The 18,791-nt window shown below is 68.9% G+C and carries 16 protein-coding genes, 1 tRNA gene and 1 other RNA gene; 2 read left to right on the forward strand and 16 right to left on the reverse strand.

The window, feature by feature from the left end:
* Positions 1 to 53: 53 nt before the first annotated feature.
* The 4 genes from HD599_RS13970 to HD599_RS13985 form a co-directional block, all read right to left on the reverse strand.
* Positions 54 to 1,859, reverse strand: coding sequence for a beta-galactosidase (locus HD599_RS13970; protein WP_184238596.1), 1,806 nt, complete (start codon positions 1,857 to 1,859; stop codon positions 54 to 56).
* A gap of 83 nt (positions 1,860 to 1,942) precedes the next feature.
* On the reverse strand, positions 1,943 to 3,286 hold the full coding sequence (locus tag HD599_RS13975; protein ID WP_184238605.1) for an ABC transporter substrate-binding protein: 1,344 nt from the start codon (positions 3,284 to 3,286) through the stop codon (positions 1,943 to 1,945).
* A 104-nt stretch (positions 3,287 to 3,390) separates the two neighbouring features.
* On the reverse strand, positions 3,391 to 4,332 hold the full coding sequence (locus HD599_RS13980; RefSeq protein ID WP_184238608.1) for a carbohydrate ABC transporter permease: 942 nt from the start codon (positions 4,330 to 4,332) through the stop codon (positions 3,391 to 3,393).
* A 2-nt stretch (positions 4,333 to 4,334) separates the two neighbouring features.
* Positions 4,335 to 5,249 (reverse strand): carbohydrate ABC transporter permease, encoded by a 915-nt coding sequence (locus tag HD599_RS13985; RefSeq protein WP_184238610.1) that lies wholly within the window; start codon positions 5,247 to 5,249, stop codon positions 4,335 to 4,337.
* Positions 5,250 to 5,401: 152 nt separating this feature from the next.
* On the opposite strand from HD599_RS13985, the gene HD599_RS13990 reads away from it, so the two are divergent.
* A complete protein-coding gene (locus HD599_RS13990) occupies positions 5,402 to 6,430 on the forward strand; it encodes a LacI family DNA-binding transcriptional regulator (RefSeq protein ID WP_184238612.1) in 1,029 nt (342 codons plus the stop codon).
* A gap of 189 nt (positions 6,431 to 6,619) precedes the next feature.
* Here HD599_RS13990 and HD599_RS13995 read toward each other — a convergent pair whose 3' ends face one another.
* From HD599_RS13995 to HD599_RS14020, 6 genes are all read right to left on the reverse strand, one after another.
* Positions 6,620 to 7,810 carry an acetate/propionate family kinase gene (locus HD599_RS13995; protein ID WP_184238614.1) on the reverse strand — a complete coding sequence of 397 codons (1,191 nt, stop codon included), beginning with the start codon at positions 7,808 to 7,810 and terminating at the stop codon, positions 6,620 to 6,622.
* On the reverse strand, positions 7,810 to 9,981 hold the full coding sequence (gene pta, locus HD599_RS14000) for a phosphate acetyltransferase (RefSeq protein ID WP_184238616.1): 2,172 nt from the start codon (positions 9,979 to 9,981) through the stop codon (positions 7,810 to 7,812). The genes HD599_RS13995 and pta overlap by 1 nt, the downstream gene beginning before the upstream one ends.
* Before the next feature lie 187 nt (positions 9,982 to 10,168).
* Positions 10,169 to 10,265, reverse strand: an RNA gene (gene ffs, locus HD599_RS14005) — signal recognition particle sRNA small type.
* 74 nt (positions 10,266 to 10,339) lie between these two features.
* Positions 10,340 to 10,427, reverse strand: a tRNA-Ser gene (locus tag HD599_RS14010).
* 43 nt (positions 10,428 to 10,470) lie between these two features.
* Positions 10,471 to 11,478: a hypothetical protein gene (locus HD599_RS14015; RefSeq protein ID WP_184238618.1), complete on the reverse strand. Its 1,008-nt coding sequence runs from the start codon at positions 11,476 to 11,478 to the stop codon at positions 10,471 to 10,473.
* Between the two features lie 2 nt (positions 11,479 to 11,480).
* The gene (locus HD599_RS14020; protein ID WP_184238620.1) at positions 11,481 to 11,990 is read right to left on the reverse strand and encodes a septum formation family protein; all 510 of its coding nucleotides are present in this window, start codon (positions 11,988 to 11,990) and stop codon (positions 11,481 to 11,483) included.
* 316 nt (positions 11,991 to 12,306) lie between these two features.
* Between HD599_RS14020 and HD599_RS14025 the strand changes: the two genes are divergently transcribed.
* Complete coding sequence (locus tag HD599_RS14025; RefSeq protein WP_184238622.1) at positions 12,307 to 12,930, forward strand: hypothetical protein; 624 nt, start codon at positions 12,307 to 12,309, stop codon at positions 12,928 to 12,930.
* On the opposite strand, the gene menC is transcribed toward HD599_RS14025, so the two are convergent.
* The 6 genes from menC to HD599_RS14055 are packed head-to-tail and all read right to left on the reverse strand — an operon-like array spanning position 12,927 to position 18,788.
* Positions 12,927 to 14,030, reverse strand: a complete 1,104-nt coding sequence (menC, locus tag HD599_RS14030; RefSeq protein ID WP_184238624.1) for an o-succinylbenzoate synthase — start codon at positions 14,028 to 14,030, stop codon at positions 12,927 to 12,929. The genes HD599_RS14025 and menC overlap by 4 nt on opposite strands.
* A 4-nt stretch (positions 14,031 to 14,034) precedes the next feature.
* Positions 14,035 to 14,568 carry a WHG domain-containing protein gene (locus tag HD599_RS14035; protein ID WP_184238625.1) on the reverse strand — a complete coding sequence of 178 codons (534 nt, stop codon included), beginning with the start codon at positions 14,566 to 14,568 and terminating at the stop codon, positions 14,035 to 14,037.
* On the reverse strand, positions 14,565 to 15,845 hold the full coding sequence (locus tag HD599_RS14040) for a saccharopine dehydrogenase family protein (protein WP_184238627.1): 1,281 nt from the start codon (positions 15,843 to 15,845) through the stop codon (positions 14,565 to 14,567). The genes HD599_RS14035 and HD599_RS14040 overlap by 4 nt, the downstream gene beginning before the upstream one ends.
* A gap of 17 nt (positions 15,846 to 15,862) precedes the next feature.
* Complete coding sequence (locus tag HD599_RS14045) at positions 15,863 to 16,504, reverse strand: phosphatase PAP2 family protein (RefSeq protein ID WP_184238629.1); 642 nt, start codon at positions 16,502 to 16,504, stop codon at positions 15,863 to 15,865.
* Entirely contained in the window at positions 16,501 to 17,619 is a 1,119-nt protein-coding gene (locus HD599_RS14050; RefSeq protein ID WP_184238631.1) for a hypothetical protein, read from the reverse strand. Before HD599_RS14050 ends, HD599_RS14045 begins: the two co-directional genes overlap by 4 nt.
* Positions 17,619 to 18,788, reverse strand: coding sequence for a sensor histidine kinase (locus HD599_RS14055; RefSeq protein ID WP_184238633.1), 1,170 nt, complete (start codon positions 18,786 to 18,788; stop codon positions 17,619 to 17,621). Before HD599_RS14055 ends, HD599_RS14050 begins: the two co-directional genes overlap by 1 nt.
* Positions 18,789 to 18,791: the final 3 nt, after the last annotated feature.

The raw sequence follows: 18,791 nt of genomic DNA on the forward strand, positions 1-18,791 counted from the left end.
GCGCCCGCATATTCGGGCGCGGGCGCCGCTTCGGCGTATCGAGGTCGGCGCCGCTAGAACTCGGTGTGCCCGAGATCGGGCGCGGCGACGAAGCGCGCCATGGGATCCGCGATCGCGAGCGTCTCGAAGACCACCAGCTCGTTGCGCCCGGGGCGCAACAGCGGGCCCGGCACGTAGAGCGTCGACCCCGGACCGCGGCTCCAGTACCGTCCGAGGTTGAAGCCGTTCACGAAGACGTTGCCCTTGCCCCAGCCGGCCGTGCTGAGGAACAGGTCGACCGGCTCGTCGATCTCGAACACCGCACCCGCGAAGGCGGGGCCGCTGACAGGCCCGATGGATGCCGCGGCGAACACGCCCGCGGGCGGCGCATCGAGGTCGATCGGCAGCACGCTCCACGACGTCAGTTCGGTGCGTTCCCCCGTGGCGGTGGCGCCGAGCACCGCGGGACCGAGGAGCCCCTTCGACTCGCCGATGCGCTCGCCGTAGTTCACCCGCCCCTGGTCCTCGACGAGGATCTCGAGCACACCGGGTCCGGGCACGACGAGCGCGGTGTCGTGCTGGTCGCGGCTCAGCACGCCGACCGGCGCACCGTCGAGGAACACCTGCGCGCGGTCGCGCACCTCGCCGAACGAGAGCACGCCGTCGCGGTCGACGGCGGTGCGGTACAGGGCAAACCCGCGGAAGTGGCCGATCTCGTCGAGTGTCGGCAGGTGGTCGTACTCTCCCCACGATCCGAGGGAGGAGGAACCCGATGCGACGGCCGCGGCGAGGGAGACGGTGGTGTCGAGCGCCACCTCGAACACGGGCGCGGGCGCGCTGGCGACGGGCACCTCGTCGGGCACGGGGGCGTACTTCGCGATCACGTCGCGGAAAGCCCAGAACTTCGGTCCGGGCTCGCCGGACTCCGTGAGCGGGGCGTCGTAGTCGTAGGACGTGACGGTGGGCTGGTACACGCCCTTGTCGTTGGCGCCGTTGGTGAAGCCGAAGTTGGTGCCGCCGTGCAGCATGTAGAGGTTGACCGAGGCGCCGGTCGCGAGCAGCTCGTCGAGTTCGGCGGCGGCCTCCTCGGCTCCGGTGGTGTGGTGGTGCGCACCCCAGTAGTCGAACCAGCCGTTCCAGAACTCGGCGCACATGAGCGGGCCGGTGGGCTGGTGGGCGCGCAACGTGGCGAGGCGCTCGGTGGCGCGGGAGCCGAACGACGCGGTCTTGTGCAGTTCGGGAAGGCTGCCGTCGTCGAGCATCTGGTCGGTGGGCTGGTCGATCGTAGTGAACGGCACGGTGATCCCGCCGGCGCGGTTGAGGTCGACGAGCGCGCGCAGGTAGTCCTTGTCGTCGCTGTACGCCCCGTACTCGTTCTCGATCTGCACGAGGATGACCGGTCCGCCGTTCTCGATCTGCCGCTCGGCGACGATCGGCAGCAGGGCGTCGAAGTACTCGGCGATGGCGGCGAGGTAGCGCGGCTCGTTGCGGCGCACACCGACCTCGGGGTCGGTGAACAGCCAGGCGGGCAGGCCGCCGTTGTCCCACTCGGCGCAGATGAACGGGCCGGGCCGCACGATCGCGTACAGCCCCTCGGCGGCCACGAGGTCGAGGAAGCGGGCGAGGTCGAGCCCGCCCGCGGTGTCGAATTCGCCGCGACGGCGGGAGTGCTCGTTCCACGGCACGTAGGTCTCGATCGTGTTGAGCCCCATCAGCTTGGCCTTGTGGATGCGGTCGGCCCAGAGGTCGGGGTGCACGCGGAAGTAGTGCAGTGCCCCGGAGAGGATGCGGAACGGTTTGCCGTCGAGCAGGAAGTCGTGCTCGCCGATGGCGAAGCTGCGGGCCGTCGTGGCCGGGGTCTGTGCTGCCGGGTACGTCACCGGGGCTCCTTGTGTCGTGCGTGGAAATGGTGCGGGCGCTCCCCCTCGGGAAGCGCCCGCGTGTCGTGCATCGTGCTGTGCTGCTACTTCGCGGTGACCGTGAAGCCCTGGTCGTTGCCGTAGTCGGCCGACGCGGTCTCCCACGACTCGAGGCCGCTGTTCAGGTCGCTCTTCGACGCGTAGGACTGGCCCACGGTATCGCCGAAGATGCTGTTCGAGTAGACCTGGAACGGCAGGTAGGTCCAGCCCGGAACCACGTCGGCGATCGACTGTGCGAAGACCTGGTTGATCTGCTGGCCGCCGAAGTACTCGCTCTCGTAGTTCAGGAACTCGTCGGACTCGAGGTCGGCCGTGGTGGACGGGAATCCGCCGCCGTCGATCGAGATCTGGGCTCCGGCGCCCTGGTTCATCCACTGCACGAAGCCGGCGGCGACGAGCTTGTTGTCGCTGCCCTTGAGCACCGCGTCGGCGCTGCCGCCGTTCTCGCTGCTCGCGGGGGTGCCGTCGTAGGTCGGCAGCGGAGCGACGCGCCAGTTGCCGGCGGCCGCGGGCACGCCGGACTCGAGGTTGCCGGGCATCCAGGCGCCGATGTTCAGCGTCGCGATGGTTCCGTCGGCGAGTCCCTTGTACCACTCGTCGCTCCACGACGAGATGGGGGCGACCAGGTCGTTCTCGGTGAGCTGGCTCCACATGTCGGCGAACTTCTTCGAGCCCTCGTCCTGGAGGTCGATCGTCACGTCGGTGCCGTCGGTGGAGTACGGCTGACCGCCGGCCTGCCAGATCATGCTCGTGGTGAAGCCGGCGTCGCCGGTGTCGTTGGTGATGTAGGCGTCGGGGTTGGCCGCGTGGATGGTGTTCGCCGCGGCGATGTACTCGTCCCATGTGGTCGGCACCGCGATACCGAGCGAGTCGAACACCGTCTGGTTGTAGAACATGGCCATGGGGCCGGAGTCCTGGGGCAGCGCGTAGATGCCGCCGTCGAGGCTCACGGAGTTCCACGTGCTGGCCGTGAAGTCGTCTTCGAAGTCGGCGAAACCGAAGTCGGTGAGATCGACCAGGGCGTCGGCGAGCCCGAACTGGGGCATCGCGTAGTACTCGATCTGTGCGACATCCGGACCGCCCGAGCCAGCCTTGATGGCGTTCTGGAGCTTGATGTACTGGTCGTTGCCCGTTCCGGCGTTGACGACCTCGACAGTGACGTTCGGGTATTCGGCTTCGAACCCGGCGGCGAGATCGTCGAGCTGCGGTGCCCAACCCCACACCGTGATGGTGCTCTTCTCCTGCAGTGCCGCTTCGATGTCGGCAGCGGTGCCCGAGTCGGCTCCGCCTCCGGCCGAGGGTGCGCACGCCGCGAGGGCGAGGCCCACGACGAGCCCGGTCGCGACGACGGCCGTCGTGCGACGGACCTTGCTGTGGTGCAACTTCATTGTTCTGCCTTTCACTTCCTTGTAAACGGTGGGCAGGGAATCTGCCCGCGGAGATGTGATTCGTACTCGCGCTGCCGGTCTCCTCCGGCGGCGCACGCTCGTGGTCAGGCCTTGACGCTTCCCGCGGCGAGTCCGGACTGCCAGAACCTCTGCAGGAACAGGAACGCGACGATGATCGGGATGATCGTGAGCAGCGAGCCGGTGATGACGAGGTTGTAGATGGGGTCGCCGCCCGCGGTCGAGGCCTGCGCGTTCCACTGGTTGAGGCCGACGGTGAGCGGGTACCAGGTGGGTTCGCTCAGCATGATGAGGGGCAGGAAGTAGTTGTTCCACGTCGCGACGACGGTGAACAGCAGCACGGTGACGAGACCGGGGGCGAGCAGCTTCAGCGAGATCGTGAAGAAGGTGCGGAACTCGCCGGCTCCGTCCATGCGGGCGGCTTCGAGCACCTCGGTGGGCACGGCGTCGAGCGCGTAGGTCCAGATCAGGTAGAGGCCGAACGGGCTGATCAGCGACGGAAGGATGATCGCCCACGGCGTGTTGGTGAGCCCCATCTGGCTGAACATCAGGAAGGTCGGCACGGCGAGCGCGGTGCCAGGGATGGCGACCGCTCCGATGACGACCGCGAACACGGCCTTCTTGCCCGGGAAGTTGAACTTGGCGAGACCGTAGCCGCCGAGCGCGGCGAGGAACGTCGCCCCGCCTGCTCCGACGACGACGTAGAGCAGCGTGTTGAGGAACCAGCGCACGAAGACGCCGTCGTCGTAGGTGAGCGTGGCGACGATGTTGTCGAAGAACGCGAACGGGCCGCTGAACCAGAGGCCGAACGAGTTGAGCAGTTCGGCCTGGGTCTTGGTCGAGCTGACGAACAGCCAGAACAGGGGCAGCAGGCTGTAGACGACGCCGACGCCCATGATCACGGTGAGCCAGACCGACTTCTTTTTGCTGCGGTCGAGGTGGCCGGTCTTGCGGGCGTAGCGGGGTGCTTTATAGGGCTTGGCGGATGGCGCGGCCGCGACGGGCGCGTCGGAGATCGTTGTCGTCATGATCATGACTCTTTTCTGGAACCGGTGAGCTGCACGACGTAGGCGATGACCGCCGTCAGGAGTCCGACGATGATGGCGATGGTCGCCGAGTAGTTGTACTGCTGGCCGGAGAACGACAGGTTGTAGGCGTACATGTTCGGCGTGAAGTAGGTGGTGATCGAGTTCGGCGCGAGCGACTGCAGGATGTTCGGCTCGTTGAACAGCTGGAAGCTGCCGATGATCGAGAAGATCGTCCCGATGACGATCGCGGGGCGCAGGGCCGGCAGCTTGATGCTGCGGATGATGCGGAAGGCCCCGGCGCCGTCGAGTTCGGCGGCCTCGTAGAGGTCGACCGGGATGACGCGGAGGGCGGCGTAGAACAGCAGCATGTTGTAGCCCACGAACTCCCAGGTCACGATGTTGCCGACGCTCGCCAGTACCCAGGTGTTGGAGAGAGGTGCGAACGCGGTGCCGAGGAAGTCGTTGAGGTCGCCGACGAGACCGAACTGGGTGCCGTAGATGAAGCCCCACATGAGCGTCGCGACCACGGCGGGAACGGCGTACGGCAGGAAGATCGCGATGCGGAAGAACGACGAGATGTAGAGGCGTGCGCTGTCGAGCGCGAGCGCGGCGGCGAGCGCCAGGATCAGCATGATCGGCACCTGCACGACGAGGAACAGGGTGACGCGGCCGAGCGACTCCCAGAAGCGCGCGTCGCCGAGCGCCTGGGCGTAGTTGTCGAGGCCGACGAACGAGTTGCCGCCGATGAGCTGTTCCTTGAACAGGCTCAGGTAGATCGAGTAGATCACCGGGGCGATGAGCACGAGCGCGAAGACCAGCATGAACGGGCCGACGAACTTCCAGCCGGTCCAGTCGAGCTTCTGCTTGTGCCGCTTGGGGGCTACAAGCCCGGGTGCGGGTGGTGACACCGTCGTCATTCGTGAGTACTCACTAATCTCTCGGCCCTGAGGTCATAATTTGGGGGTGCCGATGTTTGCGTAAACATCGCGTTCGCATCACGGTAGCATGTTTACGTAAACATGGCGCACACTGGTGCCAGACTGATGCCACACGGATGAGCGGATCGACGATGACCAGCGACACCTCGGCAATAACGCGGCAGCGACGCGGCCCGTCGATGGCGCAGGTCGCCGCGCTCGCGAACGTGTCGTCGCAGACCGTGTCGCGGGTTGCCAACGGCCTCACGAACGTCGACGCCGCAACGCGTGACCGGGTGCTCGCCGCGATGGACGAGCTGGGCTACCGCCCCAACAGCGCCGCGCGCGCTCTGAAGACGGGCCGTTTCCAGTCGATCGGCGTCATCATGACGACGCTCTCCACCTACGGCAACATGCGCACGCTCGACGCGATCGCGACCGCCTCGGCTCAGGCCGGGTACTCGATCACGCTGATGCCGATCACCGTGCCGACCCAGGGCGAGATGGCGGTGGCGTTCACCCGGCTGTCGGAGCAGGCCGTCGACGGCATCGCGATCATCATCGAGGCGCACACCCTCGACAACTCCGACATCGTGCTGCCCCGCGGCGTGCCCGTGGTGATCCTCGACTCGGACGCCGGCGACCGCTACACCGTCGTCGACGCCGACCAGGCCGAGGGAGCCCGCCTCGCGACGCAGCACCTGCTCGACCTCGGGCACACGACCGTGTTCCACCTCGCCGGCCCCGAGTCGTCGTTCTCCGCCGCCCGCCGCACCGACTCGTGGCGCGCGACCCTGCTCGCCGCGGGCGCACCCGTCGTCGAGCCCGTCGTCGGCGACTGGACCGTCGAGTCGGGGTACCGGGTCGGACTGCAGCTCGACCCCGCCGTCACCGCGGTCTTCGCCGCCAACGACCAGATGGCGCTCGGCCTGATGCGCGCGCTGCACGAGCGCGGCGTGTCGGTTCCCGACGACGTGAGCGTCGTCGGCTTCGACGACATGGCCGAGGCGCAGGCGTTCTGGCCGCCGCTCACCACCGTGCACCAGGACTTCGCCGAGATCGGCAGCCGCAGCATCCAGATGCTGCTGCACGAGATCGAGGACTCCTCGCGCGACGTCGGCACCACGATCGTGCCCACGCGCCTGGTCGTCCGCGCGTCGACCGCGCCCCCGCGCCCCTAGCCCCGCCTCCCCCGCGTGACGACGCTCAGCGTCGTCGCCCACGCGCAGGTTTGTGTCGGGCGCGCGGAGGTTTGTCGCGCCCGCGCAGGCACGAACCGCCGCGCGCGCGACAAAGGTGCGCTGGGCCGGGCGCGTGGAGCGCGCGGGGCCGGGCGCGCGAAGCGGGCGCGAAGCCCTCCCGGGCGAAGGCTACGCCGAGACGACCGACAGCGCCTGGCGCGCGATCTCGAGCTCCTCGTTGGTGGGGATGACCAGCACGGTGACGCGCGCGCCCTCCGGCGAGATCACGCGGGCCTCGCGGGACGGCAGCTCGTTGCGGTCGTTGTCGACCTCGATGCCGAGGAACTCGAGTCCGGCGAGCACACGGCGACGGCCGAGCGAGTTGTTCTCGCCGACGCCGGCGGTGAACACGAGCACGTCGAGACCGCCGAGCTGCGCGAGGTAGCCGCCGATGTAGTGCTTGATGCGGTGGCGCCAGACCGCGAGCGCCGCCTCGGCGTCCGAGTCCCCGGACGACGCAAGGTTCTGCACGTCGCGCATGTCGCCGTTGCCGGTGAGGCCGAGCATGCCGCTCCCCCGGTTCAGCAGCGAGTCGAGCTCGTCGAAGCCGAGGCCGGCCTGGCGGTGCAGGTGGAACAGGATGGCGGGATCGAGGTCGCCCGAACGGGTGCCCATCACGAGACCCTCGAGCGGCGTGAGACCCATCGACGTCTCGACCGAGCGGCCGCCGTCGATGGCCGCGACGGACGCGCCGTTGCCGAGATGCAGCACGATCGTCTTGAGCGACTCCAGCGGACGGCCGAGGAACTTCGCGGCCTCCTCCGACACGAACTTGTGCGAGGTGCCGTGGAACCCGTAGCGGCGGATCTTGTGCTTTGCGGCCAGATCGCGGTCGATCGCGTAGGTGTACGCCTCGGGCGGCAGAGTCTGGTGGAACGCGGTGTCGAACACGGCGACCTGCGGCACCCCCACGAAGATCGCGGCCGCGGCACGGATTCCGGCCAGGTTCGCCGGGTTGTGCAGCGGTGCCAGAGCGGAGAGCTCGTCGATGTCGGCGATCACCTGGTCGGTCACGAGCGTCGGCCCGGTGAACAGCGATCCGCCGTGCACGACGCGGTGGCCGATGACCGTCGGCGGGGAGAACGCGAGGTCGGGGCCGTACTCGGCGAAAGCCTCGGTGAGCACGCGCAGCGCGGCGGTGTGGTCGGCGATCGTGCGGCGCGTCTCGTGCTTCTCTCCCCCGGTCGTGTGCACGACCGCGCTCTCGGCCTCGCCGATGCGGTCGATCGCGCCCGAGGCCAGGGTCTCTTCGCCGTCGAGTTCGATCAGCTGGTACTTGAGCGACGACGAGCCGCTGTTGACGATGAGCGCGAGGGACATTAGTTGGACTCCGAAGTGGTGGGCCCGGCGACCGCCGGCGACGTGGGTGTGGGGGCGGATGCCGCCTGGATAGCCGTGATCGCCACGGTGTTGACGATGTCCCGGACGAGCGCGCCACGGGAGAGGTCATTGATCGGCTTGTTCAGCCCCTGCAGCACCGGTCCGACGGCGACGGCACCGGCGGAGCGCTGCACCGCCTTGTAGGTGTTGTTGCCCGTGTTCAGGTCGGGGAAGATGAACACCGTCGCACGTCCGGCGACCTGCGAGCCGGGCATCTTCGACTTGCCGACCGCGGCGTCCGCGGCGGCGTCGTACTGGATCGGCCCGTCGACGAACAGGTCGGGGCGGCGCTCGCGCACCAGCTCCGTGGCCGCGCGCACCTTCTCGACATCGGCGCCCGCTCCCGACGAGCCGGTCGAGTAGGACAGCATCGCCACACGCGGGTCGATGCCGAACTGGTCCGCCGTGCCCGCCGACGAGATCGCGATGTCAGCGAGTTGTTCGGACGTCGGATCCGGCACGACCGCGCAGTCGCCGTAGACCAGCACCCGGTCGGAGAGCGCCATGAAGAACACGCTCGAGACGACCGAGACGCCCTTCATGGTCTTGATGATCTCGAAGCCGGGCTTGATGGTGTGGGCCGTCGTGTGCGCGGCACCGGAGACCATCCCGTCGGCCAGGCCGAGGTGCACCATGAGCGTGCCGAAGTACGACACGTCGGTCACGATGTCGCGCGCCGTCTCGACGGTCATGCCCTTGTGGGCGCGCACGCGGGCGTACTCCTCGGCGAAGCGCTCGCGCAGTTCGCCGTCGAGAGGGTTCAGGATGGCGGCTGCCGAGATGTCGACGCCGAGGCCGGCCGCGCGGGCGCGGATCTCCGCCTCGTCGCCGAGGATCGTCAGGCGGGCGACGTTGCGGCTGAGCAGGGTGCCGGCGGCCCGGAGGATGCGGTCGTCGGTGCCCTCCGGCAGCACGATGTGCTTGCCGGCGGCACGGGCGCGCTCGATCAGCCCGTACTCGAACATGAGCGGGGTGACCGCGCCGGAGCGACCGACGCTGAGCGCGTCGAACAGCACGCGCGAGTCGACGTACTTCTCGAACAGGGCGAGCGCGGTGTCGCGTTTGCGCTCGGAGTCGGCGGCGAGGCGGCCCCGCGTCTGGGTGATGCGCTGCGCCGTCGGGTAGGTGCCGAGCTCGGTGGTGATGATCGGCAGCGACGCGTCGAGACCGGCGATGAGGCGCTTGATCACGGGCGAGAGCTCGAAGCCGCCGTTGAGCACGATGCCGGCGAGCGACGGGAAGGTGTCGGAGGAGTGCGCGGTGAGCGCGGCGAGGATCATCTCGCTGCGGTCGCCGGGGATGACCACGATGCCGCCCTCGATGAGACGCGGCAGCACGTTCTCCATCGACATGGCGGCGATCACGACGCCCAGCGCCTCACGGGCGAGCAGGGCGGGGTCGCCTTGCAGCAGGTGGCCGTCCACCGCGGCCATGATGCCCTCCACGGTGGGGGCGACGAGGAACGGGTCTTCGGGGATCGCCCACGCGGGGATCGACGGGGCGTCGACGATGCCGGCTTCGGCGAGTGAAGTGTCGGCGACCGTCGACAGCACGGTCGCGATCTCGGCGAGGTGCTCCTCGTCGGCGCGGTTGGCGACGATGGCGAGGATGCTGGCGTGCGCGACGGCGAGCTCGGGCACGGTGAGCTCGGCGATCTGGCGCATCTCGTCGGCCGTGCGGCCGCGGGACTCGTCGACGCTGCGGCCGGTGAGCACGAGCAGCACCGGCGCGCCGAGGTTCGCGGCGATGCGGGCGTTGAAGCTCAGCTCGGTGGGGCTGCCGACGTCGGTGTAGTCGCTGCCGACGATGACGACAGCGCCGCACTTGGCCTCGACCGCCTTGAACCGCTCGACGATCTTCGAGAGGGCGGCGTCGGGATCGTCGTGCACCTCGTCGTAGGTGACGCCGACGCACTCGTCGTACTCGAGGTCGACGCCGTCGTGCGCGAGGAGCAGGTCGAGCACGTAGTCGCGCTCGTCGATCGAGCGCGCGATCGGGCGGAAGACGCCCACGTTCTCGATTTCGCGACTGAGAGTGTCGAGAACTCCGAGCGCGATGGAAGATTTGCCGGAATGTCCCTCGGCGGAGGTGATGTAGATGCTGCGAGCCACGTAGGACACCCTAACCGGGCCACCTGAACGCACCACAGGGGCTTTGGTCCCGGCTCAGCGAACGCGCCACAAAGCCGAGCTTTCGCGTCCCACTCTCGCGGCAGAATATCGAGCGAAGCGAGATGTCGGGCGATCCGCCCCACGTTCAACGGCTCTTCACGCGCAACTGGCGGATCTTGCCCGAAAAATGAATGACCCCCCGCGCACCCGCCAGAGCCCGGTTACCCTTGCTACGTTTCCGTCCTGGGGGAGTTGGCCTGGATGGCGCCACGCGGGGAGCCGGATACAAATATACAGGAACGCGCCCGACCGGTGGTTCAATGCGAAAAGCCCCGGCTTGAGACCGGGGCTTTCACGATGGCGGTGACGGAGAGATTCGAACTCTCGGTTGTTTGCACAACACACGCTTTCCAAGCGTGCCTCTTCGGCCACTTGAGTACGTCACCAACGCCTGCCAATCTTACACGACGCGGGCAGCCGCCTTTGCCGCTACCGCAGGTCGAAGCGCACGAGGCCGGCCGGCGCCACACGTCCGAGCAGGTCGACGAACTCGGCGTAGTCGGGAAACACCGACGTGCGCGCGGTCGATCCGGCACCCAGGGCGTAGGTCGTGCGTTGCCCGGTCTTCTCGACGAGGGTCATCGAGCGGAAGTTGCCGCTGTACCCCGGCGGCGTGAGTTCGACGGTCTGCAGCTGGGCGAAGTACGTCGCCCGCCCGTCCACCTGGATGGTCGACCCGGTCACCGCGATGCGCGACGGGATCTTCGACGCCCGGCGGCGGCCCGAGACGTAGACGATGGCCACCACGATCACGGTGAACAGCGCGATCGCCGCGATGAAGTACAGCGCTTCCACGTCGGCCGAGGGCTCCGTCGCGATGAAGTACGCCGCTATGGCGAGCGCCACCACGAACCCGACGATCAGCACGGTGACGATCACCCGCGGCACGGGGCTCAGCCGGGTCGCGCGCGGGTCGAGCGTGAAGTCCCGCGTCGTCACGGACGGCACATCCGGGGCAGGCATCGCCGAGACCGGTGCGACGTCGGCCATCAGGTCGTTGAACGCCGACGCCGAGAACCACCGGGCCGGCACCTCGACGCGTTCGGTCGGGGTGACCGCGATCAGCGTGCGCGTCGATCCCGACGGGATGCCGTTCGTGCTGTTGCGCACCACGAGCGACGAGAAGACCGTGCCGGCACGCGACCACTCGTTGGTCACGCGCAGACCGCGACGGAGTCGCACGGTGGCGGCATCCGTCTCGAATTTGATCGGACCGGTGACGAAGACGTGCACCAGCACCCACAGCCAGCCGATCACGAGGATGCTCACGCACACCGCGATGAGGATCTTCGAATCACGGATGTCGAGCCAGTTGTTCAGCACGAGCAGCGGGAACCCGATACCCACGAGCGGCACGGCGAGCACACCGACGACGAAGGCGCCGATCCGTCCGCCGAGCCCGCTCGCGTAGGAGCGAGTGGTGGGGGTGGTGATCATCGTCAGCGTGCTGCGCCGGCGAGGGTCCCCGTCGTCTGGGCGGCGATGTCGTAGACCGAGCAGATCACTTCGCGGTCACCGGCTTCCCAGGTCTCGGCGGTCGGCTGGATCGGGAAGTAGTCGATCTGGGTGGAGACGTCGTACTCGACGCCGATGAAGGCGGCGAACTGGGCGAGGCAGCCGGCGTCGGACTGCGCGTCGATGTCGGCGGGGAACTCGTCGCCCGGCAGGTCGAAGAGGTAGTAGATCTCGTTGTCGTGCGGCTCGGTGCAGGGCACGGCGGGCAGGTCGCTGATCTCGCTGCTGTCGCCCTCGTCGTTGAAGCAGTCGCCGACGGCGACCTCGAAGACGTCCTGCTGGCCGCCCTCCGATATCTCCTGCGTCTCGTCGTCGCGCTCGGCCTGGGCCGGGAAGATGTTCTCGAGAACCGAGCAGCCGCTGAGCACGGCGATGGCGGAGATGGAGACGACGGCGGTCAGGGCGAAGCGGGCGGGGGCGCGGAGTGCGGTCATTGGTCGGCTTTCTTGAGTCTCGGTCACGCCCCGTGTCCGGGGGCCAGTTCCGATCCTAGCGATATTGAGGTTGCCTCCGCTCGACCGATTCAGGCACGGGATGCCGCGGGCTGCGCCCTCCGAGCCTCGGGCGAAAGAAGTTCATTCGTTACGGTCGCCGGGGCCGCGCCATCCGAAAATCACCAGATCGGCGGGATAGGGTGAAAGGGTCTGAGGGGCGGCCATCCTGGCTCCGTCCCGGGGGAGAGACCACCGTGGCGGAATACAGCGAGACGATTCGGCAGCGCCGATCGTCGCGCACGCCGTCGAGGCCGTGGTGAAGCCGCCGAGCGAGGCGGTGCGGCTGGATCCCCACCGCTGGCTCTTCCGTCAGGCCCTTCTCGCCACCGCCGCATTCCTGGTGCCCGTGTTCGCGGTGCTGTACTTCCTGACGATTCCCGCCGGCCCGTGGCTCGCCGTGCTGATCGTGCAGGTCGTGGCGAGCCTGCTGTTCGCGTACGCCGCCCGGTCGTTCCGCCGCGTCGCCGTCTGGGTCTCCCGCGACGGCATCGCCGAGCGGGGGTTCTTCGGCCGGCTGGTCTACCTCCCGGTCACCGACATCGGCTCGCTCGTGCTCGTGCACACCTATCACGGCGGCGGCGCCGACAGCCTGCCCCAGCTGTTCGTCTGCAGCCCCGCCGGCAAGCAGGTGATCCGCCTGCGCGGACAGTTCTGGTCGCTTGAGAACATGCGCTTGGTCGGCTCGACCCTCGGCGTGCAGATCACCGAACTGGGCGAGACGGTGTCGGCGCGCGAGCTGCTCGAGCAATACCCGGGGTTGCTGTACTGGTTCGAACGGCGGCCCGCCCTCGCGGTCGTGCTGTTCGCGGTCGCCGTCGTCGCCGGCGGGGTGCTGCTCTACGTCGGGCTCGCCTGGCTCGGCGTGACCACGACGACCTAGGTCAGTTCGAGCGGCGGGCGCGACGCCCACGCGCGGAGCAGGTCGGCGCGAACCTCGACCCCGCTGCCCGGCCCGGTCGGCACCGCCAGCCGGCCGTCGACGAGCACGAACGGCTCGGTGAGGTCCTCGGCGAAGTAGCGGTTCGACGCGGAGGTGTCGCCCGGCAGGGTGAAGTTCTCCATCGCCGCGAGTGCGACGTTGGCGGCCCGGCCGATGCCCGTCTCGAGCATGCCGCCGCACCACACCGGCACGCCCAATTCGGCGCAGACGTCGTGGATGCGCGCGGCCTCGAGGTAGCCTCCCACGCGCCCGGCCTTGATGTTCACGATGCTCGTCGCGCCGCGGCCGATCACGTCGAACGCCAGCTCGGCACTCACGACCGACTCGTCGAGGCACACCGGGGTCTCGATGGCCTCGGCGAGCGCGATGTGGGTGAGGATGTCCTCCTCGACGAAGGGCTGCTCGATGAGCAGCAGGCCGAACTCGTCGAGCAGGCCGAGGTGTTCGATGTCGGCGCGGGTGTAGGCCGTGTTGGCGTCGACCTGCAGCAGCGTGTCTCCGATGAGCTCGCGCACCGCCCGCACGGGTTCGAGATCCCAGCCCGGCTTGATCTTCAGCTTGATGCGCCGATAGCCCTCGTCGACGTAGCCCGCAACCTCGGCCAGCAACTCCTCGACGGCCGGGGCGATGCCCACGGAGACGCCGCAGTCGACGAACTCGCGGTCGGCGCCGAAGTACTCGCCGAAGCTCACCCCGGCGGCCCGGGTCTGGGCGTCGAGCACCGCGGTCTCGACGGCGGCCTTCGCCATCCGGTTGCCGACGACGAATGCGAAGAGCGCGGCGATGCCCTCCGCCGCCACCTCCCCCGCTGCCAGCAGCGCGGGAGCGAGGTAGTGCCGGATGACGGCCTCGCAGCCGTCGACGTATTCGCTCGAGTAGACCGGGTCGGCCATGGCGACGCACTCGCCCCAGCCGTCGCCGACGGTCGTGCGCACCCTGACCAGCAGCACGTCGCGCGCGGTCTGGCGACCGAACGAGGTCTCGAACGGGCGCACGAGCGGCATCGCCACCCGGTGGAGTTCGACCGCTTCGACGCGCATGGTTCTACTCGACCGCCGCGACGGAGTCGATCATGGTGTCCCACATGGCGTCGAGGTCGAGCTCCGGCGGGAATCGTCCGGCGAGTTCGAGCACGAGGATGCCGTGGCCCCAGGCCCAGAAGCTCATGCCGACGGTGAGGCTGGGGAACAGCGTGCCGTAGTCCATGGTGGTGGCCTCCCCCACGGCGCGGATGAGCTGCGCGCCGAGGAACGGGCGCTCGTTCATCAGTCGGAACAGCTGCGGGTTGGCCCGGCCCAGCGACCGGTAGGCCGCGGCGATGACCCAGATGTGGTCGCGCCGGGTCGCCCCGGACGGCAACGACGCGGTGGCCGCGGCGAGTTCCTTGGCCCAGAGCCGGAATCCCACGTCGGCGAGCTGCTGCTCGATGTCGGCCTTGCTCGCGAACTGCTTGTAGAGCGAGGGCGGCTTGATGCCGGCGCGGCGGGAGATCGTGCCGACGCCGAGGTTCTCCAGACCCTCTTCCTCGAGCACCTCGAGGGCGATCGCGAGCAGTTCGTTGACGCGGGGTTCGCTCACGTGGTCACCAGCCGGTCCTCGAGGCCGAACGGCTGGCCGTAACCGCCGTCGGCGACGGGCCGCGACATGAGTTCGAGGAACGGCGCGGCGTCGAACGCCTCGGGACCGAGCACTCCCCTGCCGGTCCAGGTGCCGGCGGCGAGCAGTTCGAGGGCGATCACCGGGTTCAGCGCCGTCTGCCAGACGACGCACTGGCTCTCGTACTCGGTCATCGTCCACTCGTTGTCGGCCACGTGGTACAGGTAGACCTCGCGGCGCGCACCGTCGTTACCCACGCCGGTGACCCACAGACCCGCGCAGGTCTTGCCGGTCATCAGCGGACCGATGCTGGCGGGGTCGGGAAGGCCGGCGGCCACGACGTCGCGCGGTGCGACCTGCACCGGCCCGTTCGGGCTGCGCACCGTGAGCGGCTCGGTCTTGTCGAGGCCGAGCTGGTGCAGGGTCTTGAGGATGCCGATGAACTCGTTGCCGAGCCCGTACTTGAAGGTGACCCGCTTCGCGTCGATCCAGCGGGGCATCAGCAGCACTTCCTCGTGCTCGACGTTCACGCACTCGACCGGGCCGATGCCCTCGGGGAACACGAACACCTCGGGCTCGCTGAACGGCTCGGTCGTGAACCAGCCCTTGTCCTTCTCCCAGACGACCGGCGGATTGAGGCATTCCTCGATGGTCGTCCAGATAGAGAAGGATGGCGCGAAGATCTCGTTTCCCGCCTCGTCGCGCACCACGAGGTTCGCACCGTCGCGGGTACCCAGCTCGTCGATCTCGCTGAACAGGTGGTCGGCGGCATAGCGCGCGAACACGTCGCTCAGCCCGGGCTCGACGCCCATGCCGACGAGCGCCAGCCGGCCCTCGGTCTCCCAGTCGGGTGCCTGCGCGAACTGGTCGTCGCCGAGCTTCACGCCGGTCTGCGAGTGCGGGTAGGTGTGGTGCGGCTCGGAGAGGCTCATCGCCATGTCGAGGTAGTCGGCGCCGGCGGCGAGCGCACCGGCGAACACCGTCGGCACGAACTTCGGTTCGACCGCGTTCATCACGTGGGTGACACCGTGCTCGCGCGCGACGGCAGCGACGTCGTCGGGGTCCGAGGCGTCGATGCGGGCCGCCGCGAAGCGGGAGGCGACCGTGACCCCGTGTTTGGCGGCGATCCAGGAGATCGTGCTCTGCGCCCGCGCGATGTCGTAGTCGCTCACCACGAGCTTCTCGAAGAATGTGCGGCGGGCAGCGATTTTGGCGATAGCGTTTCCGACCCCACCGGCACCGACGAGCAAAATTCTCATACGACGACGGTACCGCGTCAGGCTGTGCTTTCCACCCTGAGTCGCTTGGCCATTGGCGCCCAGATAATGAGCGCGACCGCCGCACCGAGCAGCGCGCCGGCGATGGTGTCGGTGATCCAGTGCGCCCCGAGATAGGTGCGGCTGAGCATCATCAGCACCACGTAGGCGACTCCGGCCACCCACACCCAGGCACGCCAGAGGATGATGCCGAGGCAGACCACGAGGGTCGCCGCGTTCGCGCTGTGCCCGGAGGGGAACGAACCGAAGTCGGCGGTCACGAGCATGTCCTCGGGGCGGGGTCGGCCGAAGATGCTCTTCAGCAGCTGCACGAGCAGCGCGCTGGCCACGCTCGACACGGCGAGGAACAGAGCACTCCAGAACCGGCGGAGCACGCACAGCACGATCGCGATCACCGCGGGGAGCAGGAACGAGAACCAGCCGCCGCCGAGGAAGTTCATCAGCAGCGACGGCACCTCCCACAGCGGGCTGCGGTGCTCGACGATCTCCTGCATCCATTCGGCCTCGTCCTCGAAGGGCAGGTTGCCGCGGATCAGGATGAGCGCACCGAGCGCGACCGCCAGCACGAGCGCGATAGCCCCGCTGACGACGGGCCACCGCCGCGAAACAGTGTTGACCACCGGCTGTTCGTTGTCGCTCATTGCTGCTCCTCGTTTGCCGTCGGGTCAAAGGTCAGCGTAACCGTGAGGATGTCGCCGTCGAGACGCCACGCGACGGAGTCGAACACACTGCGCCCGACCGCGATGTACGGCGCGAGTTGGACGCGCGGGTTGCTGCCCGCAACACGGTCGACCGCGATGGTGCATGACGCCTCGTACCGGGTGCCGTCGAGCGTCAGGCGCATCCGGTCGCCCTTGAATGCCTCGCTGCCGCGCAGGTGGGAGACGACGGCGCGCACGTAGCCGCGTTCGGCCGCGGTCATGCGGTCGGCGTACCGCTGCGGATCGGTGGTCTGGTGCACGAGGCGCATGAGCCAGCTGCGCTCGGCGTCGAGCACCATCAGGGTGCGGAGCTCGCGGGCCAACAGTCGCGCGCGCTCGCCGTCGTCGTCCGTGAGCTCGGTCTCCGTGGAGACCCGCTGCAGGAACGGGAGCACCTGGCGCTCGAGGTGGACGAGGTGGCTCGCGGTCGCGTGCACGGGCGGCTCGGGGATGTCCGCGGCCGCGGGTGCGGACGCGGCGGCGCGCCAGTCGAGGATGCTGCGCACGAGGCTCGAGGCGAAGACCGAGGCGGCGAGACCGCAGGCGAGCACGGGGGTCGCCGGGAGGATCGCGAAGACCGCGGCCGGGACGTCGGCGGCGAAGGTGTCGGCCTGCAGGTAGGCGAGGCCGCCGATGAGCAGCGCGGAGACGAGGGTGCAGGCGAGGATCTCCCGGGCGGGGATGTAGGAGCCGAAGGTGAAGAGCAGGATGGCGAGGGTCACCGGAGCCCAGTCGTCGCGCACCACCTCGTTGGTGCCCCACTGGGCGAGCGAGTTGAACAGCACGGCGAGCAGCGAGAGAGCGCAGACGACCGCGTGCGCGAGGCGTGGGAAGGGCGCGCGGAACGGGCTCGTGGCGCGGATGTAGTACACCCCGGCGGCGCCGAAGGAGAGCAGCGCCGCCACCTCGAACGCCGGGGTGCTGATCTGGTCGAGCGTGTTGAGGCTCTCGCTGACCGCCACGACGTAGGCGACGGCGACCGCGATGATGACGAGCAGGCGGGCGGTGATGCCACCCAGGGGATCGAGCTCCTGGGCGCTGCGGCTCTCGCCCATCACGAGCGGGGCACCAGCATCGAGACGGCCGTGCCGGCACCCGGGGAGGTCCAGACCTGCACCGATCCGCCGATGTCGGCGATGCGGCCGCGCACCGAGTGGCGCAACCCCAGGCGGTCGGGGTGCGTGTCGGCCTCGACGAAACCGACGCCCGAGTCGATCACCATGACGCACAGTTCCTCGTCGGTCGCGATGACGGTGAGCTCGGCCGAGTTCGTGCCGGAGTGCGCCGCCACGTTGGTCAGGCACTGCAGCACGGCGAGGCCGAGGGCCATCGAGATGCGCGGGCCGAGCGAGTCGATCGCCGAGACCTCGCCGGCGATGGTGACCTCGAGGCCCTGCGCTCGCGCCTCCTCGACCGCCGCCGCCACGTCGCCGGCGAGCACGCCTTGCGCCGCCTGCGGCGACCGCGCCACGTCGGAGCTGACGAGCGCCACGCTGCGCTGGATCTGGGCGCGGGCGGCGTCGCTCAGCCGGCCGGGGGCGATGGTGCCGATCACCGACAGTTCGTTGAGCACCGTGTCGTGCACCATGGCCGAGGAGACGTGTTCGGCGCGGGTGATCTCGCCGGCCACGAGCTCGTCGCGGCTGGCGCGGCTGAGCACGGGCTCGCTCGTGCGGGAACGCTTCCGGCTCAGGTCGAGCAGCGTGAGGATGAGCAGGAAGATGAGCGCGCAGCCCACCGCGGGGACGTCGAGCGAGTAGCCGTGGCCGAGCTGCAGCGAGAGGAGCGCGACGGGGATCTCGGCGATGGCGGCCGCGACGATGATCCCGACCGCGCCGGATCGGCTTCGGCCCACGATCACGCCGAAGTTGATGATCGCGATCTTCGACAGCGAGAGGAAGATCGAGTCGCTGGAGTCGCCCGTGCGCAGGAAGGGAAGAAGCGCGCCGGCGAAGACGACGTTGCCCACGAGTGCCAGGGCGCCGGCGAGCACGAGCACCGGCACGCGGTCGCCCGCCGGGATGGCGACGAGGATTCCGGCCGTGGCGACGGCGAACAGGCCGAGGAATACCGGCCAGACGATGACGGCCGAGCGGTCGAGTTGGATCAGCAGAAGGCTCGCGAAAGCGGAGGAGAGGCACACCATCCCCATCCACAGGGCACCCCGGGAGAGAGCCAGATTGGTGGTTCTCGCCGCCAAGCTGTTGGGGAAGACCAAAGACATGTG

Origin of the sequence: Conyzicola lurida (assembly GCF_014204935.1) — a bacterium.
GTDB classification, from domain to species: Bacteria; Actinomycetota; Actinomycetes; order Actinomycetales; family Microbacteriaceae; genus Conyzicola; species Conyzicola lurida.